Raw genomic sequence first — 15,266 nt, forward strand, 5'->3', positions numbered from 1 at the left:
GGGTGGGATTTGGTTCATTAATTCGGGTTGACTGAGTTCGTGATAAGCTTTTCTGAGGGTTCTTTGGGAAATACTCAACAGAAAGCCGATGTATCGTTTGCCGCCATAGCCTATTTTTTGGGCTTCCAGGGCAGCATAATGGCGTTTATCTTTTTCGGCCAGACGGGCATAAAAGTCACGAATGGCTTGTTCGATGGAGGCAGAGNAGTGAGCCATGAGCGGAAATAGAAGCTGCGAGCAAAACTACAAAATTTGTGTCACCTTATTTTATCAGCATTCCTTATAATTTATTACTGGGTACGTAATATCGCGGAGAAATAACACTGAATTAAAAAGTCTGCATCACTTTTTAATGGTGATACGCCGTTTAATAGCCGGGTTTTTATCCTGGGCCGATTGCAGATACAGCAACTCATTTAGTTGCCCGGTTCGCCAGGTTTCCAGCATATTCAGATAGTATGGACTACCCGGATTGCCCGACTGCCCGCCGGGATATACACCATACGCTTTCGGTTGCGGGCCGAGAGCAACGACCATGCGCCAGGAAGGTCCCGTTCGCTCGGTGGTGGCGTTTACAATGCCCGCTCCTCCGCCAATCTGGACGTTGAGGGCACTGAGTGCATCAAGTCGGGCCAGGTGGGCAATACGGGTAGCTTTATGTTTCCCCCATTGCCACGATTCGCCAATGGCCCCGTGCTGTCGGGCGAGTGAATCAACTGCCAGTTGTAGGGTCTGGGTCAATACGTCGCCAATTGTTTCGCGGGCAGGGGTGGTTACGTTATCGAACCAATGGGCAGTGGGGTCCTGCTCGGCCATCTGGAGCGTCCGGTCAAAACTGGGATACCGCAACGTCGTGCTATCGGTAGTGGGAAAATCGTCCCGCCAAACACCATCCATATACTGCCGCATCCATTCGGTAAACAGGGTCGGGCCTATTTCAGCAATGTCGTGGTTGTAATGCCATTTTTTCAGGATATCAACCGCTTTTTTCTGTTCGGCGGTAAGCTTCTGTGTTCGCACATAGGGTAAAAAAACGGGTAGGGCTTGCTGGGCACGCAAATTCAGGTTGTCATTCTGCAACATGCGCAGGCTGTCAGGAGTCGCTTGTTGCATCGCTGTCAGCCGCTGGTTGATGCGCGTGCCACGCTCGGCGGGAGCAAACTGCCAGTTGATATAGTACGGATAAGTTGTATCGGTAGAAGACTGATTGGCCGAACTGACAAACCCCCGGGGTGGATTTTTAACGTGTGGATTTTGTTCGGCCGGAATCCACCCCTGCCAGTCGTGGGCGGGATTTGTGCCATCCAGCAAAAACTTGCCCTGGTCTTTCCACTTCAGCGGAAAACGACCATTTGGCGAGATAGCGATGTCTTTAGCCGCATCGGCAAACACAAAATTTTGTGCCGGGGCACCATAATAGCTCAGGGCCTTACGATAATCGGCGTGGTTAGCGGCCCGGTCGAGCAGGTAGTAGGTTAGGAAATCGTTCGATTCTTCATGACCAATCCAGCGGGCAGCGTACCCCACCGGCACGTTTTTAGCGAAAGGTTTCTGCCCTTCCATGTACATGACCGGCCCATGGTGGGTGTATAATATGGTATCGACTTTGTCTGGTTGCCCTTTAATTTTTATCCGCTCTATCCGGCGGGTAACGGGCTTCCAGCGGTTGTCGTGCCAGTACTCCAGATGGCGGTTGTCCCGAAACTGAATCTGATAAAAATCTAGTACGTCGGCACCGACATTGGTAACACCCCAGGCTACCTGCTTATTGAAGCCGATAATAACGCCCGGTGCGCCCGGCATCGTAGCGCCGTACACGTTCATGGTTGGCGTTACCAACTGCATTTGATACCAGATGGAGGGTAAACTCAGGGTCAAATGCGGGTCATTGGCCAGAATAGGATAGCCAGTGGCTGATTTCTGCGGCCCAACAGCCCAGTTGTTACTACCAATGGCCGGGTCATGCTCTGCCCAGTTCATACTTATCGAGCCAACAGCCGACACCGAAGCGGGTGGAATAGCGGGGATGTGAACCGGCTTGAAATCCCACTTCGTACCAACGGGAATGATTGGGTCTTCCCGAAAGGGATAATCGGGAAACAGGTCGGCCGTTACAATGGGCCCAGCTTTTTGAAGAACATTGCTCATGTTGAGGTCATCGGCCCCAAGCGCCAACACCCCCGACATATATTTCAGGAAGTACGCGCACTTGATGGGTTGCCAGGGTTCCGGAGCGTAACCGAGTAGTTTATACTCTAGTGGGTATTGCGCCGGTTTTAGCTGACTAATCCAGGCGTTGACACCGGCCGTGTACGCTTCAACTGACTCGCGCGAGCGAGGGTCCTGCATCATCGCCTTTACGGATTTCTCCGCCCCGAATCCCATGCCGAGACGTCGGTTGTAACGGTCCAGCTCCAGTGCCCGCTCTCCCACCAGTTCCGACACCCGCCCGGCTGCGGCATGAGTCTGAAACTCCATCTGCCAGAGCCGGTCGCGGGCAGTCAGGTAACCCTGCGCGAAATAGACATCATGGTCATTCTGCGCGAACACGTGTGGAACGGCTTTATCATCAATAATGACTGTAACGGGTGCTTTTGTGCCACTCAGGCTTATTTCTTCGTCCGATGTGTTAACAGACTCCGCATTTTGCCAGAAACCAACGAACGGACTCAGTAGAGGCCCAAAAGCGGGAACGCTGCCCCAGGAGCGGTTTAGTGCCCAAATAAGTAAAAGCGTGAAAACGGGAAGGACAATAGCTTTTGCGTAACGCATAAGGAAATAAAGGGAAGCAGATTTTTCGGTATGCAAGTTTACCATTGCATTCAGCAAATAAAAAGTATTCTTATACCGCCAGAGTAATTCTTTTTGCAAAGTGAATTACTACCGTAGCATTGGATGATAAGCCGTTTATACTGGTTACAATGGATTGTACATTGACGAACAAGCCCGGAGGTAAGCTGAACTTAAAAAGAAAGTGTATTTTTAGGCCCCAATTCCAGTAAGGTATATGCGCTTCAGTCTACTATTACTTTGCATGATTGCTACTGCCTTTGTTTCTTCTGCACCCGTACCGTTCGATATTGAAGGTCACCGGGGGTGCCGGGGGCTGATGCCCGAAAATACCATTCCAGCCTTCCTGAAAGCGTTGGATCTGGGCGTAACAACGCTTGAGATGGATGTGGTTATCAGTAAAGACCGGCAGGTAGTTGTTTCGCATGAGCCGTACTTCAACGCGGCTTTCAGTATCAAACCCGATGGAACGCCAGTCGACAAAAAAGAGCAGAAAGACCTGGTGCTCTACCAGATGAATTATGTCGATATCAAACAATATGATACAGGTTCTAATGGTAACCCAGCCTATCCTGAACAGCAAAAACTAAAAACCTACAAACCACTCCTCGTTGACGTGATTGCACAGGCAGAAGCCTACCGAAAAGCTAAAAACCTGCCTGCCTTTTCGTATAACATCGAGTTGAAAAGTGAACCGTCTGAATACAACAAAAGCCAGCCGGAACCAGCACCTTTCTGTGACCTGGTACGGGCAATCATTGCCAAACAGCTACCGCCCGAGCGGGTAGTGATTCAAAGTTTTGACTTCGCCGTATTAAAACAGTGGAAGAAAGGCGTTCAGGAGGGGAAATACCCCGATGTGCGGCTGTCGGCTCTGGTCGAAAATCTGCGTAGCCCGGAAAAGAACCTGGAGGAGCTGGGTTTCAAACCCGACATCTATAGCCCTTATTTTAAACTGCTTAGTCAGGACAAGATAAACCGGCTACACGAAAAAAACATCAGGGTTATCCCCTGGACGGTGAATCAGCGGGATGATATGATCCGATTGAAGGAGTGGGGTGTTGATGGCCTGATTACTGATTATCCCAACCGGGCCGTTGGATTATAAACCTAAACCATTGGATTGAGTTTTAACAGGTAACCACTTTAATTTAGTTGGTTTATTGTATTTTAGCCCCATGACTGTCCTCAACACCACGCTCAAATGGCTTCTGCAACGGCGACTGCCGCGCATTGAGGCTATGATGCAAAACCCTGGTGCCATACAGCATACCGTTTTTAAACAGCTTATCCGGTCGGGCCGACAGACGGAGTGGGGGAAAAAATATCATTACAAATCCATCCGGTCTATCCACGATTTTCAGCAACAGGTTCCCGTATCGAGTTACGAAGACCTGTTTCCGTATATTGAGCGGGTCATGAAGGGGGAAAATAACCTGCTGTGGCCATCGCCCGTTCGCTGGTTCTCTAAATCTTCCGGGACAACGAACGCCCGCAGTAAATTCATTCCCATTACCACTGAATCACTGGACGAAAGCCATTTCAAAGGGGGTAAGGATATGATGGCCCTCTACATCGCCAATAATCCTGAAAGCCGGGCCTTTGAAGGCAAAGGGCTTTCCATTGGCGGGAGTCTCCACCAAAATCCCTATGGTACAAATAGTGCGGCCGGCGATGTATCGGCCGTGGTAATGAAAAATCTACCCAGTTGGGCCCAGTACATCCGTACACCATCCATCGATATTGCCCTGATGGATGAATGGGAAGCTAAACTGGAACGGATGGCGGAAATCACCTCCCAGGAAAATGTGACCAGTATGTTGGGCACACCTACCTGGGGCATGGTGCTTATTGATAAAATCCTGGCCTACACCGGCAAATCGAATATTCTGGAGGTGTGGCCTAATTTTGAAGTTATGATGCACGGGGCCGTCAATTTTCAGCCCTATCGGGAGTTGTTTCAGCAACAGGTTTTTCCATCGGCAGCGGTTCGATATCAGGAAGTGTATAATGCCTCAGAAGGGTTCTTTGCCATTCAGGACGATCTGAGCCGCGTGGGAGAAATGTTGCTCATGCTCGACTACGGCATCTTTTACGAATTTGTTCCTTTGAAGGATGCGGAACAACCTTTTCCAAAAGCGTACACCATTGATGAAGTTGAGCTGGACAAAAACTATGCGCTGGTTGTCTCAACCAACGGTGGTCTTTGGCGGTATAGAGTGGGTGATACGGTTCGGTTTACGTCATTATACCCGCACCGGCTAAAAGTAAGCGGACGAACCAAACATTTTATCAATGCCTTTGGTGAGGAAGTGATCGTGGAAAATGCCGAAACAGCCATTACCCGCGCCTGTGAAGCAACCGGTGCCATCATTTCAGATTATACGGCTGGTCCGGTCTATATGAGCAATGGAGCAAACGGTTCCCACGAATGGGTGATTGAGTTTACTCAGGAACCTGATGACCAGCAACGATTCAACCGGATTCTGGACGAAACACTCCGGCAAATCAACTCCGATTACGATGCCAAAAGGTACAACGATATAGTGTTAAAACGCCCCCGCATCCACGTTGTGCGGCCTGGAACGTTTTATGCCTGGATGAAGCATCGGGGTAAAATTGGTGGTCAGCACAAAGTACCCCGCTTAGCCAATTCGCGCGAGTATCTGGATGATATTCTCGCCCGATTCTCTGTCGGCAAGTGGTTGTAATTCAGGCTACCGATTAGCTTCCGACAACCAGTGAAACTGCCGTTCAGCCAATTGGAAATGGCGTTTCTGCCGTTTAAGGGCAATCATCGCCGAATTACCACGAATTTTTCCATTCAATACAATGTGATTGGTATCCGGCATAGTATAGTTCAGGGTAAACAGCGGAATTGAATCACGACTAAATTTTTTGAACGCGATCGTGTGCTTCGCAGAATCCAGCGTATAGGCGAAATAACCCCGGCGATAGCGTTGCTGCAGCAGTGTATCGCTGGTTTGAATACTACCTGTTCTGCTGGTCTCGAAAATCACATCTTTCCAGCGCAGACTGTCTACTACGGGAGCCTCGAAATGCTCAACCTCAAATATACCCGTAGTGAGGATTTGGGATTTCATGACTGCCCGAACCTCAGGGCTGTCCAGGCTTTCATAAATCTGGTAGCCCGGTAATACCCCGAACAGAAAGATGAAGGCTGTTTTCAGCGCTATTCGTGTGTGCCGCATCCATCGGGTTGGCAGCGTAATGCGGGCAGCTGGTTGCGTTGGTTTATTCAACAGGAAGAAGTTGATCAACCGTTGCGCATCGCCCAGCAACAGTAGATTGCTCATCAGGAATAGGTGAATAGAAAACAATTTTACAGGAATATCATAACACAAATTCATCATCACTACATTCAGAAAACGCTGGTGGCTACGAATGCACCCAGCGTACTGGTTCGTCGAAAAAACAGCAACAACCCTGCAATGACTTCTACAGACCCCGAAAAAAACTGGTAAGGTGCTGAGTAGCCGATGAAAAACCAGGAGAAGCGCATCGGCAGAAAATCGCCTAGCGGGGTAGCTAACGCACTAAGCGTCGGAAAAATCATTTGCTGTCCAAACAATTTGACGATACCATAACTCAGCGCATAAAGTGCCACATAATAACGGACTCCCAGCAGTAGCCAATAGTAGCCGACAGCATAGTTTCGGCGTTTGTCCAGTATCGTCCAGATTATAGTTCCTACACCGGCGATAGTCAAAAACAGGCATAGTTGCGCATAACCGTATGATGTATCTCCACTTCCGTTGAGCGGTACCAATACCTCCTTGATATGAAAAAGGTATTGGTTTCCCAGATTGACCAGCCAGTTTTCGCCCAGCGCGTAGTATTCGGCAATGGTACCAAACACGGGTAAGCTGCCCAGCCACAACCAGGGCGACATATACAGGACGAGGTAAATGAAGAAGAAGCGAAACAGGAGTTTACGCCACAAAGGCCAATTGGCAACGGCCTGGTTTGGAACGGTTTGCATAGTGTAGTAGAAGGAAGACTGGTGATTATGCAAGATAACAAATGGCCATTATTCGCCAGTTAGCCCCGTACTATTTTTCGGTCGATCAAAAACTGGTTCGTCAGTACGGTTTTATCAGGATTTAAAACAACCTGCTTCAGTACTTTGCAGATAAATAACTCATGGTCGCCGGCATCGGTGGTGTGTAATACCTGACACTGAGCGTAGCCAACGGCTTCGGTCAGGTAAGGACAACCCCGCTCATCCAGTTCATAGGGCAGGTTTTTAAATTTATCCTTCGTCTGGCCCAGTTCAGGGCGGCCCGACTGACGCCCCAACTTCCGAATCAGGCTAGTCTGGTCTGTTGTCAGCAGGTTAACGTTTAGGAGGCCACTTTCCCGAGCAAGTTCAATGGTATAGTCCGGTTTGTACAGAGCCACTACGAGATGAGTACCGCCCATTGCCGTTTGCATCACCCAGGTAGCAATATTGGCATTTTGCCGACAATCAGTCGTTCGGGTGGTGATGCTGTGAACATCGTAATTTTTGTACTTTAACAGTTTCTTGGGCATAACAGTACAGCTGGTCAGTCAGGGAGTCATTGAGTTGGTGGATACGGGATAGTAGCAGTGAACAAAGGTAAAAAAGACATTGTTGCTTATCTGACTGATAAACTCACCGACTAGCCGACTCACCAACTTTATCTATGAAATCGTTCGATATCCCCGAATATTACCGTAGTAGCATCATTACCCCACTGAAAGAGTTTCGCCGGAAGCGGGATAAACTTAAGCGTGACTTTACGCCCACACTGCTTGATTTCGGCCCAATCCGGATATTGATTGCCCGGCACTTCGGTTTTTGCTATGGGGTTGAAAATGCCGTTGAGATTGCGTACAAAGCCATTGCCGAAAATCCTGGCAAGCAAATCTATTTGCTTAGTGAGATGATTCATAATCCCGATGTTAATGCCGATTTACAGGAACGGGGGGTACATTTTATTATGGACACAAAGGGAAACCAACTCATTCCCTGGTCGGTACTGACGGCGGATGATGTTGTGATTATCCCGGCTTTCGGCACAACACTGGAAACTCAGAGTCAACTGTCGGAGCTGGGACTTGATGTGGCCCGGTACGATACTACCTGCCCATTTGTGGAGAAGGTTTGGAATAAAGCCAGCCAGATTGGTCAGAAAAATTACACGGTTATCGTTCACGGAAAGCCCAGTCACGAAGAGACCCGCGCTACCTTCTCGCATAGCAAAGAAGCCGCCCCAACGGTTGTGGTGCGCGACATGGCCCAAACCCAGCGATTAGCCAAATACATCACGGGTGAGCTGCCTGCCACTGATTTTTACACGGAGTTTGCCGGGCAATATTCCGTTGGATTTGACCCGACTCGTGATTTGAAACGGATTGGTGTAGTCAATCAGACAACCATGCTGGCCTCGGATACGCAGGGTATTGCCGATTATTTGAAACAGGTGATGGTCAACAAATACGGTTCAACCGGAGAGATGGACGAAACGCATTTCGCCAATACCCGCGACACTCTTTGCTACGCCACCAACGATAACCAGGACGCTACCTACGCCCTGCTAAAACATCCGGCCGATTTTGCCATTGTAGCGGGTGGGTATAACTCCTCCAATACGTCGCACATTGTTGAACTTTGCGAAGAAAAGCTACCAACCTATTTTATAGAATCAGAACAGAAGATCTTGTCTGATACACTAATTCGCCACTTTGATAGCCACAAGAAGCAGGAAATTGTTACGGAGAACTTCATACCAGCTATCCGGCCCGTTATAATGCTTCTTACCTGTGGTGCTTCTTGTCCTGATATCGTTATTGAGGGTATTCTGCTGAAATTGATTCAGTTTTTTCCTGATGCAGAATCAATAGAGACGGCTATGGGGAAAGTGATGGAGCAAGCTGAATCTCCGGGTTAGCGTTGCGCGTTTACCTTCACTACAACCTCCCGGCTCTCGTTATTCAACCGGTCTAACGCCGTTATCGCGTACACATATTTCTTGGCAGGATCGGCCGTTTTGTCTATGTACCGGGTTGTTTCTTCCCCAATGCAGTGCGCTACAATGCAACGTGGATCATCCAGGCGCAGGCGTGGCCGCTGCCCCTCAAACCGATAGACAAGGTAACCATTTGCCACATCGCCGTCGAGTGCTTCAGCCGCTTGTTGCCAGAACAACTCTATACCTTCGGGGGTCATGGCTGCTTTAAGATCGTGGGGCGGCAGGGGAGGAATACTGTCGAGCCAGGGCATGGTAGGTACCAGGGCTAAGTGGCGGTAGAAATTAGTTTGTAGTGAGTCCCGAATGGCCAGAGGATTGAGTTTTAAATGCCGGGCACTAAACAAAACACTCCCCTGAACAAGCTGCTGATCCCGATTGTAACGAATCTGATTCGGGAACTCCGTCTGTCGCCACCAACCGGGGTCACGTTCAGAACCTCGCCCAACCCGGTAAGCTCCATGCCCAATGTACAACTGGCAGTTGCTATTGGTGCAATTCCGCGTCCACCATTCTACGAGCGATTTGTAGGGTGCCCTGCCAAACTCCGAACTGAAGTAGACCTGGGGAACAATGTAGTCGATCAAACTATCGCGCACCCATTTCCGGGTGTCGGCATAGTTGTCGTAATAGGCCTGCCCGCCATTAGTGGCCGAACCTTCGGGATCATTGCTCTTGTTTTTCCAGATACCGAATGGACTGATGCCGAATTTGACCCAGGGCTTGTTGGCCCGGATAGAGTCCCGGAGTTCGGCAACGAGTCGGTTCACGTTATCCCGTCGCCAGTCGCCTTTGGTCATTCCGGGCAGGAGATTGGGACTTGACTTATACGTGTCATCGTCTTTCAGTGTCTGGCCGGGTTCGGCGTAGGGGTAAAAATAATCGTCGAAATGAATACCATCTACATCGTATTCGCGCACTACGTTGGCCACGATGCCGGCAATGTAGGAGCGAACAGCGGGCACGCCCAGATTGAATAACTTGCGTCCACCGTAGGTCAGTATCCATTCCGGCTTCCGATAAATAATATTGGTGGGTGCTATGCTTGACGATCTGCCAAACGTAGCCCGGTCCAGATTAAACCAGGCGTGAAATTCGAGTCCGCGCTGGTGAGCCTGATCGATCATGAACTCCATTGGGTCGTAAAATGGCTCCGGTGCCAGCCCTTGCTGACCCGTTAACCACTCTGACCAGGGCTCTGAGCTTTTCGCATAAAAAGCATCGGCCGCCGAACGAATCTGAAAAATGACCGCATTGAGCCCCATTCGCTGGTGCATATCGAACATCTCGATAAGCTCGCGCTGCTGGTCGGCAACCGGTAAGCCTTTTTTACTGGGCCAGTCCATATTTTCGACCGTAGCAATCCAGACAGCCCGGAATTCACGCTTGGGCGGAGGTGGTGTAAGGTCGGTTACTTCATCAAACTCAACCGGTTCTACGGGCGTTTCAACGACGGGCGGCACCGGCTTTGGTGGTGGGCGTTTGACAACTACTGGTTTTTGAGGAACCGGTTTGGTGGCGGCAATCGCCGGACGGGCAGGACTAACCGGCGGCCTCTTGGTGGCAACCGGCTTTGCCTGACGACAACCAGCCCATCCTAAAATGAAAATCAGAAGAAAGAGGTAAGTACTTGACCGCATCAATGAAGGAAAGTTAATGGGCAAAAGTAGTGATAGTCTACTACTATACCGGTTTGGAGGGCATTTTTAGCCGCTATTGAGCTGTTTAGGAAACTAACGATGGGTTGGGTGATAACTGTCCGTAGTGAACGAAATTTATCTGACCTAAGTAAATCGAAACGGCCACGTTTTTTGTTATTTCATACAAAAGTGTGCCAACGTAGATTATAGGTTGGATAAAAACAATAATTTTTGGGCTAACTCTGTCAGTGATAAGTTAACTTTGCGGGTCAAAACAACGACGCGCCCCGTCATGGATCAGTACTCATATATTGCCAACTCCGATGCCGCTTACGTAGATCAACTCTATCAGTCTTTTAAGCGAGACCCTCAGACAGTTGACGAAAGCTGGCAACAGTTTTTTAAAGGATTTGAGTTTTCACTCGCTTACGGTGAAAAAACCAATGAAAAAACCAATGAAAAAACGGCTTCAACGGCTCAGAATGGCGTTTCTGCCAACGGAAATGGGCAGGCTACGAAACCGGTAGATGCCACTCATGCAGAGAAGGAAGTATCGGTTGCCAGTTTAATCAAGGCATATCGTTCCCGTGGTCACCTGTTGGCAAAAACTAACCCGCTCAGAGCGCGTAAAGATCGGCAACCTCGCGTCGACCTGCCTGATTACGCGCTGTCAGATGCGGATTTAGATACCGTTTTCGAATCCGGCAAATTACTGGGCATCGGGTCTGCCACGCTCCGTGTTATCATGGAGTCACTACGTAAGATTTACGCGGGCAATATTGGGTTCGAGTACATGTACATCCGCGAACTGGACGTTAAAAACTGGCTTCGGAATAAAATTGAAAAAGAAGCATTGGTTTTCATGCCGTCGCTGGATGAAAAAAAGCGCATTTTTGAGAAACTCAATGAAGCCACCGTTTTCGAAAACTTCCTGGCTACAAAATTCCTGGGGCAAAAACGGTTCTCGCTCGAAGGGGGTGAAGTAACTATTCCTGCACTCGATACCATCATTAGTCAGGCGGCCGATATGGGCGTGGAGGAAGTGATGATCGGTATGGCACACCGGGGGCGACTGAACGTACTGGCCAATATTTTGGGAAAATCCTACGAGTCCATCTTTGATGGATTTGAAGGAAACGTGCCCGATCAGGTTCAGGGCGACGGTGACGTAAAATACCACCTCGGCTATTCAAGCCTGACAAAAACGAAATCGGGTAAAAAGATTAGCGTAAAACTGGCCCCTAACCCTTCCCACCTCGAAGCGGTGAATCCGGTAGTGGAAGGGTTCGTTCGGGCGCAGGCCGATGAAGAATATAAAGGTGATTTCACCAAGATTATGCCCATCCTGATTCATGGCGACGCAGCCGTAGCAGGGCAGGGCATTGTATATGAAGTAACGCAAATGGCGAAACTGGCGGGCTATCAAACCGGTGGCACCGTTCACTTTGTGATTAATAACCAGATTGGCTTCACCACCGATTTTGATGACGCCCGGTCGTCCATCTACTGTTCAGACATTGCTAAGATCATTGACGCGCCAATTTTCCACGTCAACGGCGATGATCCAGAAGCCGTAATTTTCTGTGCTAAACTAGCCGTTGAGTTTCGCGAGAAGTTCAACCGGGATGTGTTTATCGACATGGTTTGTTACCGTCGGTACGGCCACAACGAAGCCGATGAGCCGAAGTTCACGCAGCCAACGATGTACAACATCATCGACAGGCATAAGAACCCCCGCGAAATTTATAAGGAGATTCTAATCAAGCGTGGCGATGTAGACGCTGAGTTGGCGCAGCGCATGGATACGGAATTTAAGCAGCAGTTGCAGGACCGGCTCGACCGGGTGAAGCAAAAGGCTGAAATTCCATACAAACCACTTCGATTGGACCTCGGCTGGGCCGAGCTTCGATTCAGCGAGCCGAAGGATTTTGACCAGTCGCCCGAAACAGGGGTTCCTGCCGAGGTGCTGGAAACGATTGGCAAGGCGCTGGTGAAAATACCGGAAGGGTTTAAGCCGTTAAAGCAGATCGACAAGTTGCTGAAAGACCGGCAAGCCATGCTCACCGATACCAAAATGGTGAACTGGGGTATGGCTGAACTATTGTCATACGGTTCCCTACTGATTGAGGGAAAACCTGTTCGGTTGAGTGGTCAGGATGTACAGCGAGGCACGTTTTCGCACCGCCATTCTGTATTGCACGATTCCGAAACCAATGAATCCTATTCTTCCCTCGATTATATTCAGGAAGGGCAGGAAAAATTTCAGGTGTATAACTCGTTGCTGTCGGAATATGGCGTACTGGGTTTTGAGTACGGGTACGCGATGGCTACACCTAATGCTCTGGTAATCTGGGAAGCGCAGTTTGGCGATTTCTCAAACGGTGCCCAGTTGATTATCGACCAGTTTATCGCTGCTGGCGAATCGAAGTGGGGTATCGGGAATGGGGTTACGATGCTATTGCCGCACGGGTACGAGGGGCAGGGTCCTGAACACTCAAATGCCCGGCCGGAGCGCTATCTGCAACTGTACGCAGAATACAACATGGTGGTAGCGAACATAACCACCCCCGCCAACCTATTCCATATTATGCGTCGGCAGTTGGCCTGGCAATTCCGCAAGCCACTGATCATTATGTCGCCAAAGTCGCTGTTGCGTCATCCAAAATGCGTTTCTCCGCTGGAAGACCTCACAAAAGGCTCTTTTCAGGAAGTATTGGATGATACGTATGCACAAGCGAAAAAGGTGAAGAAAGTCCTGCTGTGTACGGGCAAAATCTATTACGACTTGCTGGAAAAACAGCAGGCTGACAAGCGGGACGATGTTGCCATTGTTCGGCTGGAACAGATTGCGCCGTTGCCCAAGAAACAACTGGATGCGATACTAGCACAATACAAGAAAGCCGAAGTTTTCTGGGTTCAGGAAGAACCGGAGAACATGGGCGCCTGGACGTACCTACTGCGTGTTGGGATGATTTTGCCAATTATTTCCCGTAAGGCTGCGGCTTCACCCGCTACTGGATATCCAAAAATACACGCTCAGGAGCAAGCCGAAATTGTTCGAAGAGCATTTGAATAAAAACAGTTCGACGTTTGTTATTTGACTTTTGTTGTTCCTTAAACGGGGACTAAGAACCTCAAACGACGAACGACAAACCACAAACTATAGCGAAATGGCCGTTGATATGAAAATTCCTCCCGTGGGGGAATCCATTACTGAAGTAACTGTTGGTACCTGGAATAAGCAAGAGGGTGACCACGTAAAGATGGATGACGTTCTGTGTGGACTCGATTCCGATAAAGCAACCTTTGAGTTAACAGCTGAAGCCGACGGCATTCTGCACATTCTGGCGCAGGAAGGCGATGTATTGCCCATTGGAGCCAGCATTTGCACAATTGACGATAATGGTAGTGCGCCTGTTGCTACACCCGCTTCTGAACCGGAAAAGGCAGAAGCACCCAAAGCCAAAGCACTGCAATCAGCCCCGGCTTCGCAACCTGCACCTGCCATGCAGTCCGTTGCTGAGCCAGTACAGGCACCCGTTGCCGCATCGGCTGCCAGCGTCGTTGAGATGAAAGTTCCAGCGGTGGGTGAATCCGTTACTGAAGTAACCATCGCGTCATGGAGTAAGAAAGATGGCGATCAGGTTGCCCTGGATGAGGTACTTTGCGAGCTGGAATCAGATAAAGCAACCTTTGAACTACCAGCCGAAGCCGCCGGAATACTCCGTATCATGGCTCAGGATGGCGAAACACTGCCCATTGGTGCCCTGATTGCTAAAATTGAAACGGGTACTGCCGCATCGGCTCCGACAACACCATCGGCTCCCCAATCGGCAACGTCGGTACCAGACGCCGAGGTGTCGGCTAACGGGCAGAACGGCAGTAGTTATGCCGCACACTACCCGTCACCCGCAGCCGCCAAGATACTGGACGAGAAAGGCGTTGATGCCCAGCAGGTTCAGGGTTCTGGCGTTGGCGGTCGCGTAACGAAAGAGGATGCGATGAAAGCATCGCCCGCCCCGGCTCAGCCTGCTGCCCCGGCCCAGCCAGCTCCAGCACCTAAACCGACTGCTCCAACTGCATCTGCTCCGGCAACGGATGGCCCCGCACCGGGAAGTCGCAACCAGCGCCGGGAGAAAATGACCTCACTGCGCCGGACCATTGCCCGTCGACTGGTAGCCGTGAAAAATGAAACGGCCATGCTGACTACCTTCAACGAGGTAGATATGAAGCCGGTAATGGATTTGCGGAATAAATTCAAAGACAAATTCAAGGAGAAAAACGGTGTAGGGCTTGGTTTCATGTCCTTCTTTACGAAAGCCGTTTGCATTGCGCTCAAGGATTTTCCGGCGGTGAATGGCCAGATTGATGGTGACCAGATGATTTTCAATGACTTCTGCGATATCTCCATTGCTGTTTCAACGGAGCGTGGTCTTGTCGTCCCGGTTATTCGGAATGCCGAGCAACTCAGCTTTGCCGGTATTGAAAAGGAAATTGTCCGGCTGGCTGGTCTTGCCCGCGACAATAAGCTGACCATCGACCAGATGACGGGCGGAACCTTCACGATTACGAATGGCGGTACGTTCGGTTCGATGCTTTCGACTCCTATCATCAACGCTCCTCAATCGGCCATTCTGGGTATGCACAACATCGTTGAGCGGGCCGTCGTCATTAACGGTGAGATTGTGGTTCGGCCTATAATGTATCTGGCTCTGTCCTACGATCACCGTATCATCGACGGGAAAGAATCAGTTAGCTTCCTGGTACGCGTGAAGCAGATTCTGGAAGACCCCACCCGGATTCTTTTCGATATGTAACGGCT

At 49.9% G+C, this 15,266-nt stretch carries 10 protein-coding genes; 5 read left to right on the top strand and 5 right to left on the bottom strand.

Annotated elements, in window-relative coordinates; translation table 11 throughout:
- Positions 1 to 342 precede the first annotated feature (342 nt).
- Positions 343 to 2,772 (bottom strand): penicillin acylase family protein, encoded by a 2,430-nt coding sequence (locus tag B157_RS0114070; protein ID WP_026308694.1) that lies wholly within the window; start codon positions 2,770 to 2,772, stop codon positions 343 to 345.
- Positions 2,773 to 3,034: 262 nt separating this feature from the next.
- Here B157_RS0114070 and B157_RS0114075 point away from each other — a divergent pair, with 262 nt between their 5' ends.
- Both B157_RS0114075 and B157_RS0114080 read left to right on the top strand, forming a co-directional pair.
- Positions 3,035 to 3,898, top strand: coding sequence for a glycerophosphodiester phosphodiesterase family protein (locus tag B157_RS0114075; protein WP_020603949.1), 864 nt, complete (start codon positions 3,035 to 3,037; stop codon positions 3,896 to 3,898).
- A gap of 70 nt (positions 3,899 to 3,968) precedes the next feature.
- Positions 3,969 to 5,501 carry a GH3 auxin-responsive promoter family protein gene (locus B157_RS0114080; RefSeq protein WP_020603950.1) on the top strand — a complete coding sequence of 511 codons (1,533 nt, stop codon included), beginning with the start codon at positions 3,969 to 3,971 and terminating at the stop codon, positions 5,499 to 5,501.
- A 6-nt stretch (positions 5,502 to 5,507) separates the two neighbouring features.
- Here B157_RS0114080 and B157_RS39750 read toward each other — a convergent pair whose 3' ends face one another.
- From B157_RS39750 to B157_RS0114090, 3 genes are all read right to left on the bottom strand, one after another.
- Positions 5,508 to 6,107, bottom strand: coding sequence for a hypothetical protein (locus B157_RS39750; RefSeq protein WP_245565085.1), 600 nt, complete (start codon positions 6,105 to 6,107; stop codon positions 5,508 to 5,510).
- Between the two features lie 65 nt (positions 6,108 to 6,172).
- On the bottom strand, positions 6,173 to 6,793 hold the full coding sequence (locus tag B157_RS39755) for a hypothetical protein (protein WP_020603952.1): 621 nt from the start codon (positions 6,791 to 6,793) through the stop codon (positions 6,173 to 6,175).
- A 59-nt stretch (positions 6,794 to 6,852) separates the two neighbouring features.
- Entirely contained in the window at positions 6,853 to 7,344 is a 492-nt protein-coding gene (locus B157_RS0114090; protein WP_020603953.1) for a flavin reductase family protein, read from the bottom strand.
- Between the two features lie 134 nt (positions 7,345 to 7,478).
- Between B157_RS0114090 and B157_RS0114095 the strand changes: the two genes are divergently transcribed.
- Positions 7,479 to 8,726, top strand: a complete 1,248-nt coding sequence (locus tag B157_RS0114095; RefSeq protein ID WP_020603954.1) for a 4-hydroxy-3-methylbut-2-enyl diphosphate reductase — start codon at positions 7,479 to 7,481, stop codon at positions 8,724 to 8,726.
- On the opposite strand, the gene B157_RS0114100 is transcribed toward B157_RS0114095, so the two are convergent.
- Positions 8,723 to 10,444 (bottom strand): glycoside hydrolase family 10-like protein, encoded by a 1,722-nt coding sequence (locus B157_RS0114100; RefSeq protein WP_020603955.1) that lies wholly within the window; start codon positions 10,442 to 10,444, stop codon positions 8,723 to 8,725. The genes B157_RS0114095 and B157_RS0114100 overlap by 4 nt on opposite strands.
- A gap of 292 nt (positions 10,445 to 10,736) precedes the next feature.
- On the opposite strand from B157_RS0114100, the gene B157_RS0114105 reads away from it, so the two are divergent.
- Positions 10,737 to 13,520, top strand: coding sequence for a 2-oxoglutarate dehydrogenase E1 component (locus B157_RS0114105; RefSeq protein WP_020603956.1), 2,784 nt, complete (start codon positions 10,737 to 10,739; stop codon positions 13,518 to 13,520).
- 94 nt (positions 13,521 to 13,614) lie between these two features.
- On the top strand, positions 13,615 to 15,261 hold the full coding sequence (gene odhB, locus B157_RS0114110; protein ID WP_020603957.1) for a 2-oxoglutarate dehydrogenase complex dihydrolipoyllysine-residue succinyltransferase: 1,647 nt from the start codon (positions 13,615 to 13,617) through the stop codon (positions 15,259 to 15,261).
- Positions 15,262 to 15,266: the final 5 nt, after the last annotated feature.

Source organism: Spirosoma spitsbergense DSM 19989 (assembly GCF_000374085.1).
In the GTDB taxonomy this organism is placed as follows: domain Bacteria; phylum Bacteroidota; class Bacteroidia; order Cytophagales; family Spirosomataceae; genus Spirosoma; species Spirosoma spitsbergense.

What these genes read in the sequence shown, in the direction of transcription:
- B157_RS0114080 (WP_020603950.1), top strand. Translation starts at nt 3,969, where the DNA reads ATGACTGTCCTCAACACCACGCTCAAATGGCTTCTGCAACGGCGACTG.
- B157_RS0114070 (WP_026308694.1), bottom strand. Translation starts at nt 2,772, where the DNA reads ATGCGTTACGCAAAAGCTATTGTCCTTCCCGTTTTCACGCTTTTACTT.
- B157_RS0114100 (WP_020603955.1), bottom strand. Translation starts at nt 10,444, where the DNA reads ATGCGGTCAAGTACTTACCTCTTTCTTCTGATTTTCATTTTAGGATGG.
- B157_RS0114075 (WP_020603949.1), top strand. Translation starts at nt 3,035, where the DNA reads ATGATTGCTACTGCCTTTGTTTCTTCTGCACCCGTACCGTTCGATATT.
- B157_RS39750 (WP_245565085.1), bottom strand. Translation starts at nt 6,107, where the DNA reads ATGAGCAATCTACTGTTGCTGGGCGATGCGCAACGGTTGATCAACTTC.
- B157_RS0114095 (WP_020603954.1), top strand. Translation starts at nt 7,479, where the DNA reads ATGAAATCGTTCGATATCCCCGAATATTACCGTAGTAGCATCATTACC.
- B157_RS39755 (WP_020603952.1), bottom strand. Translation starts at nt 6,793, where the DNA reads ATGCAAACCGTTCCAAACCAGGCCGTTGCCAATTGGCCTTTGTGGCGT.
- odhB (WP_020603957.1), top strand. Translation starts at nt 13,615, where the DNA reads ATGGCCGTTGATATGAAAATTCCTCCCGTGGGGGAATCCATTACTGAA.
- B157_RS0114105 (WP_020603956.1), top strand. Translation starts at nt 10,737, where the DNA reads ATGGATCAGTACTCATATATTGCCAACTCCGATGCCGCTTACGTAGAT.
- B157_RS0114090 (WP_020603953.1), bottom strand. Translation starts at nt 7,344, where the DNA reads ATGCCCAAGAAACTGTTAAAGTACAAAAATTACGATGTTCACAGCATC.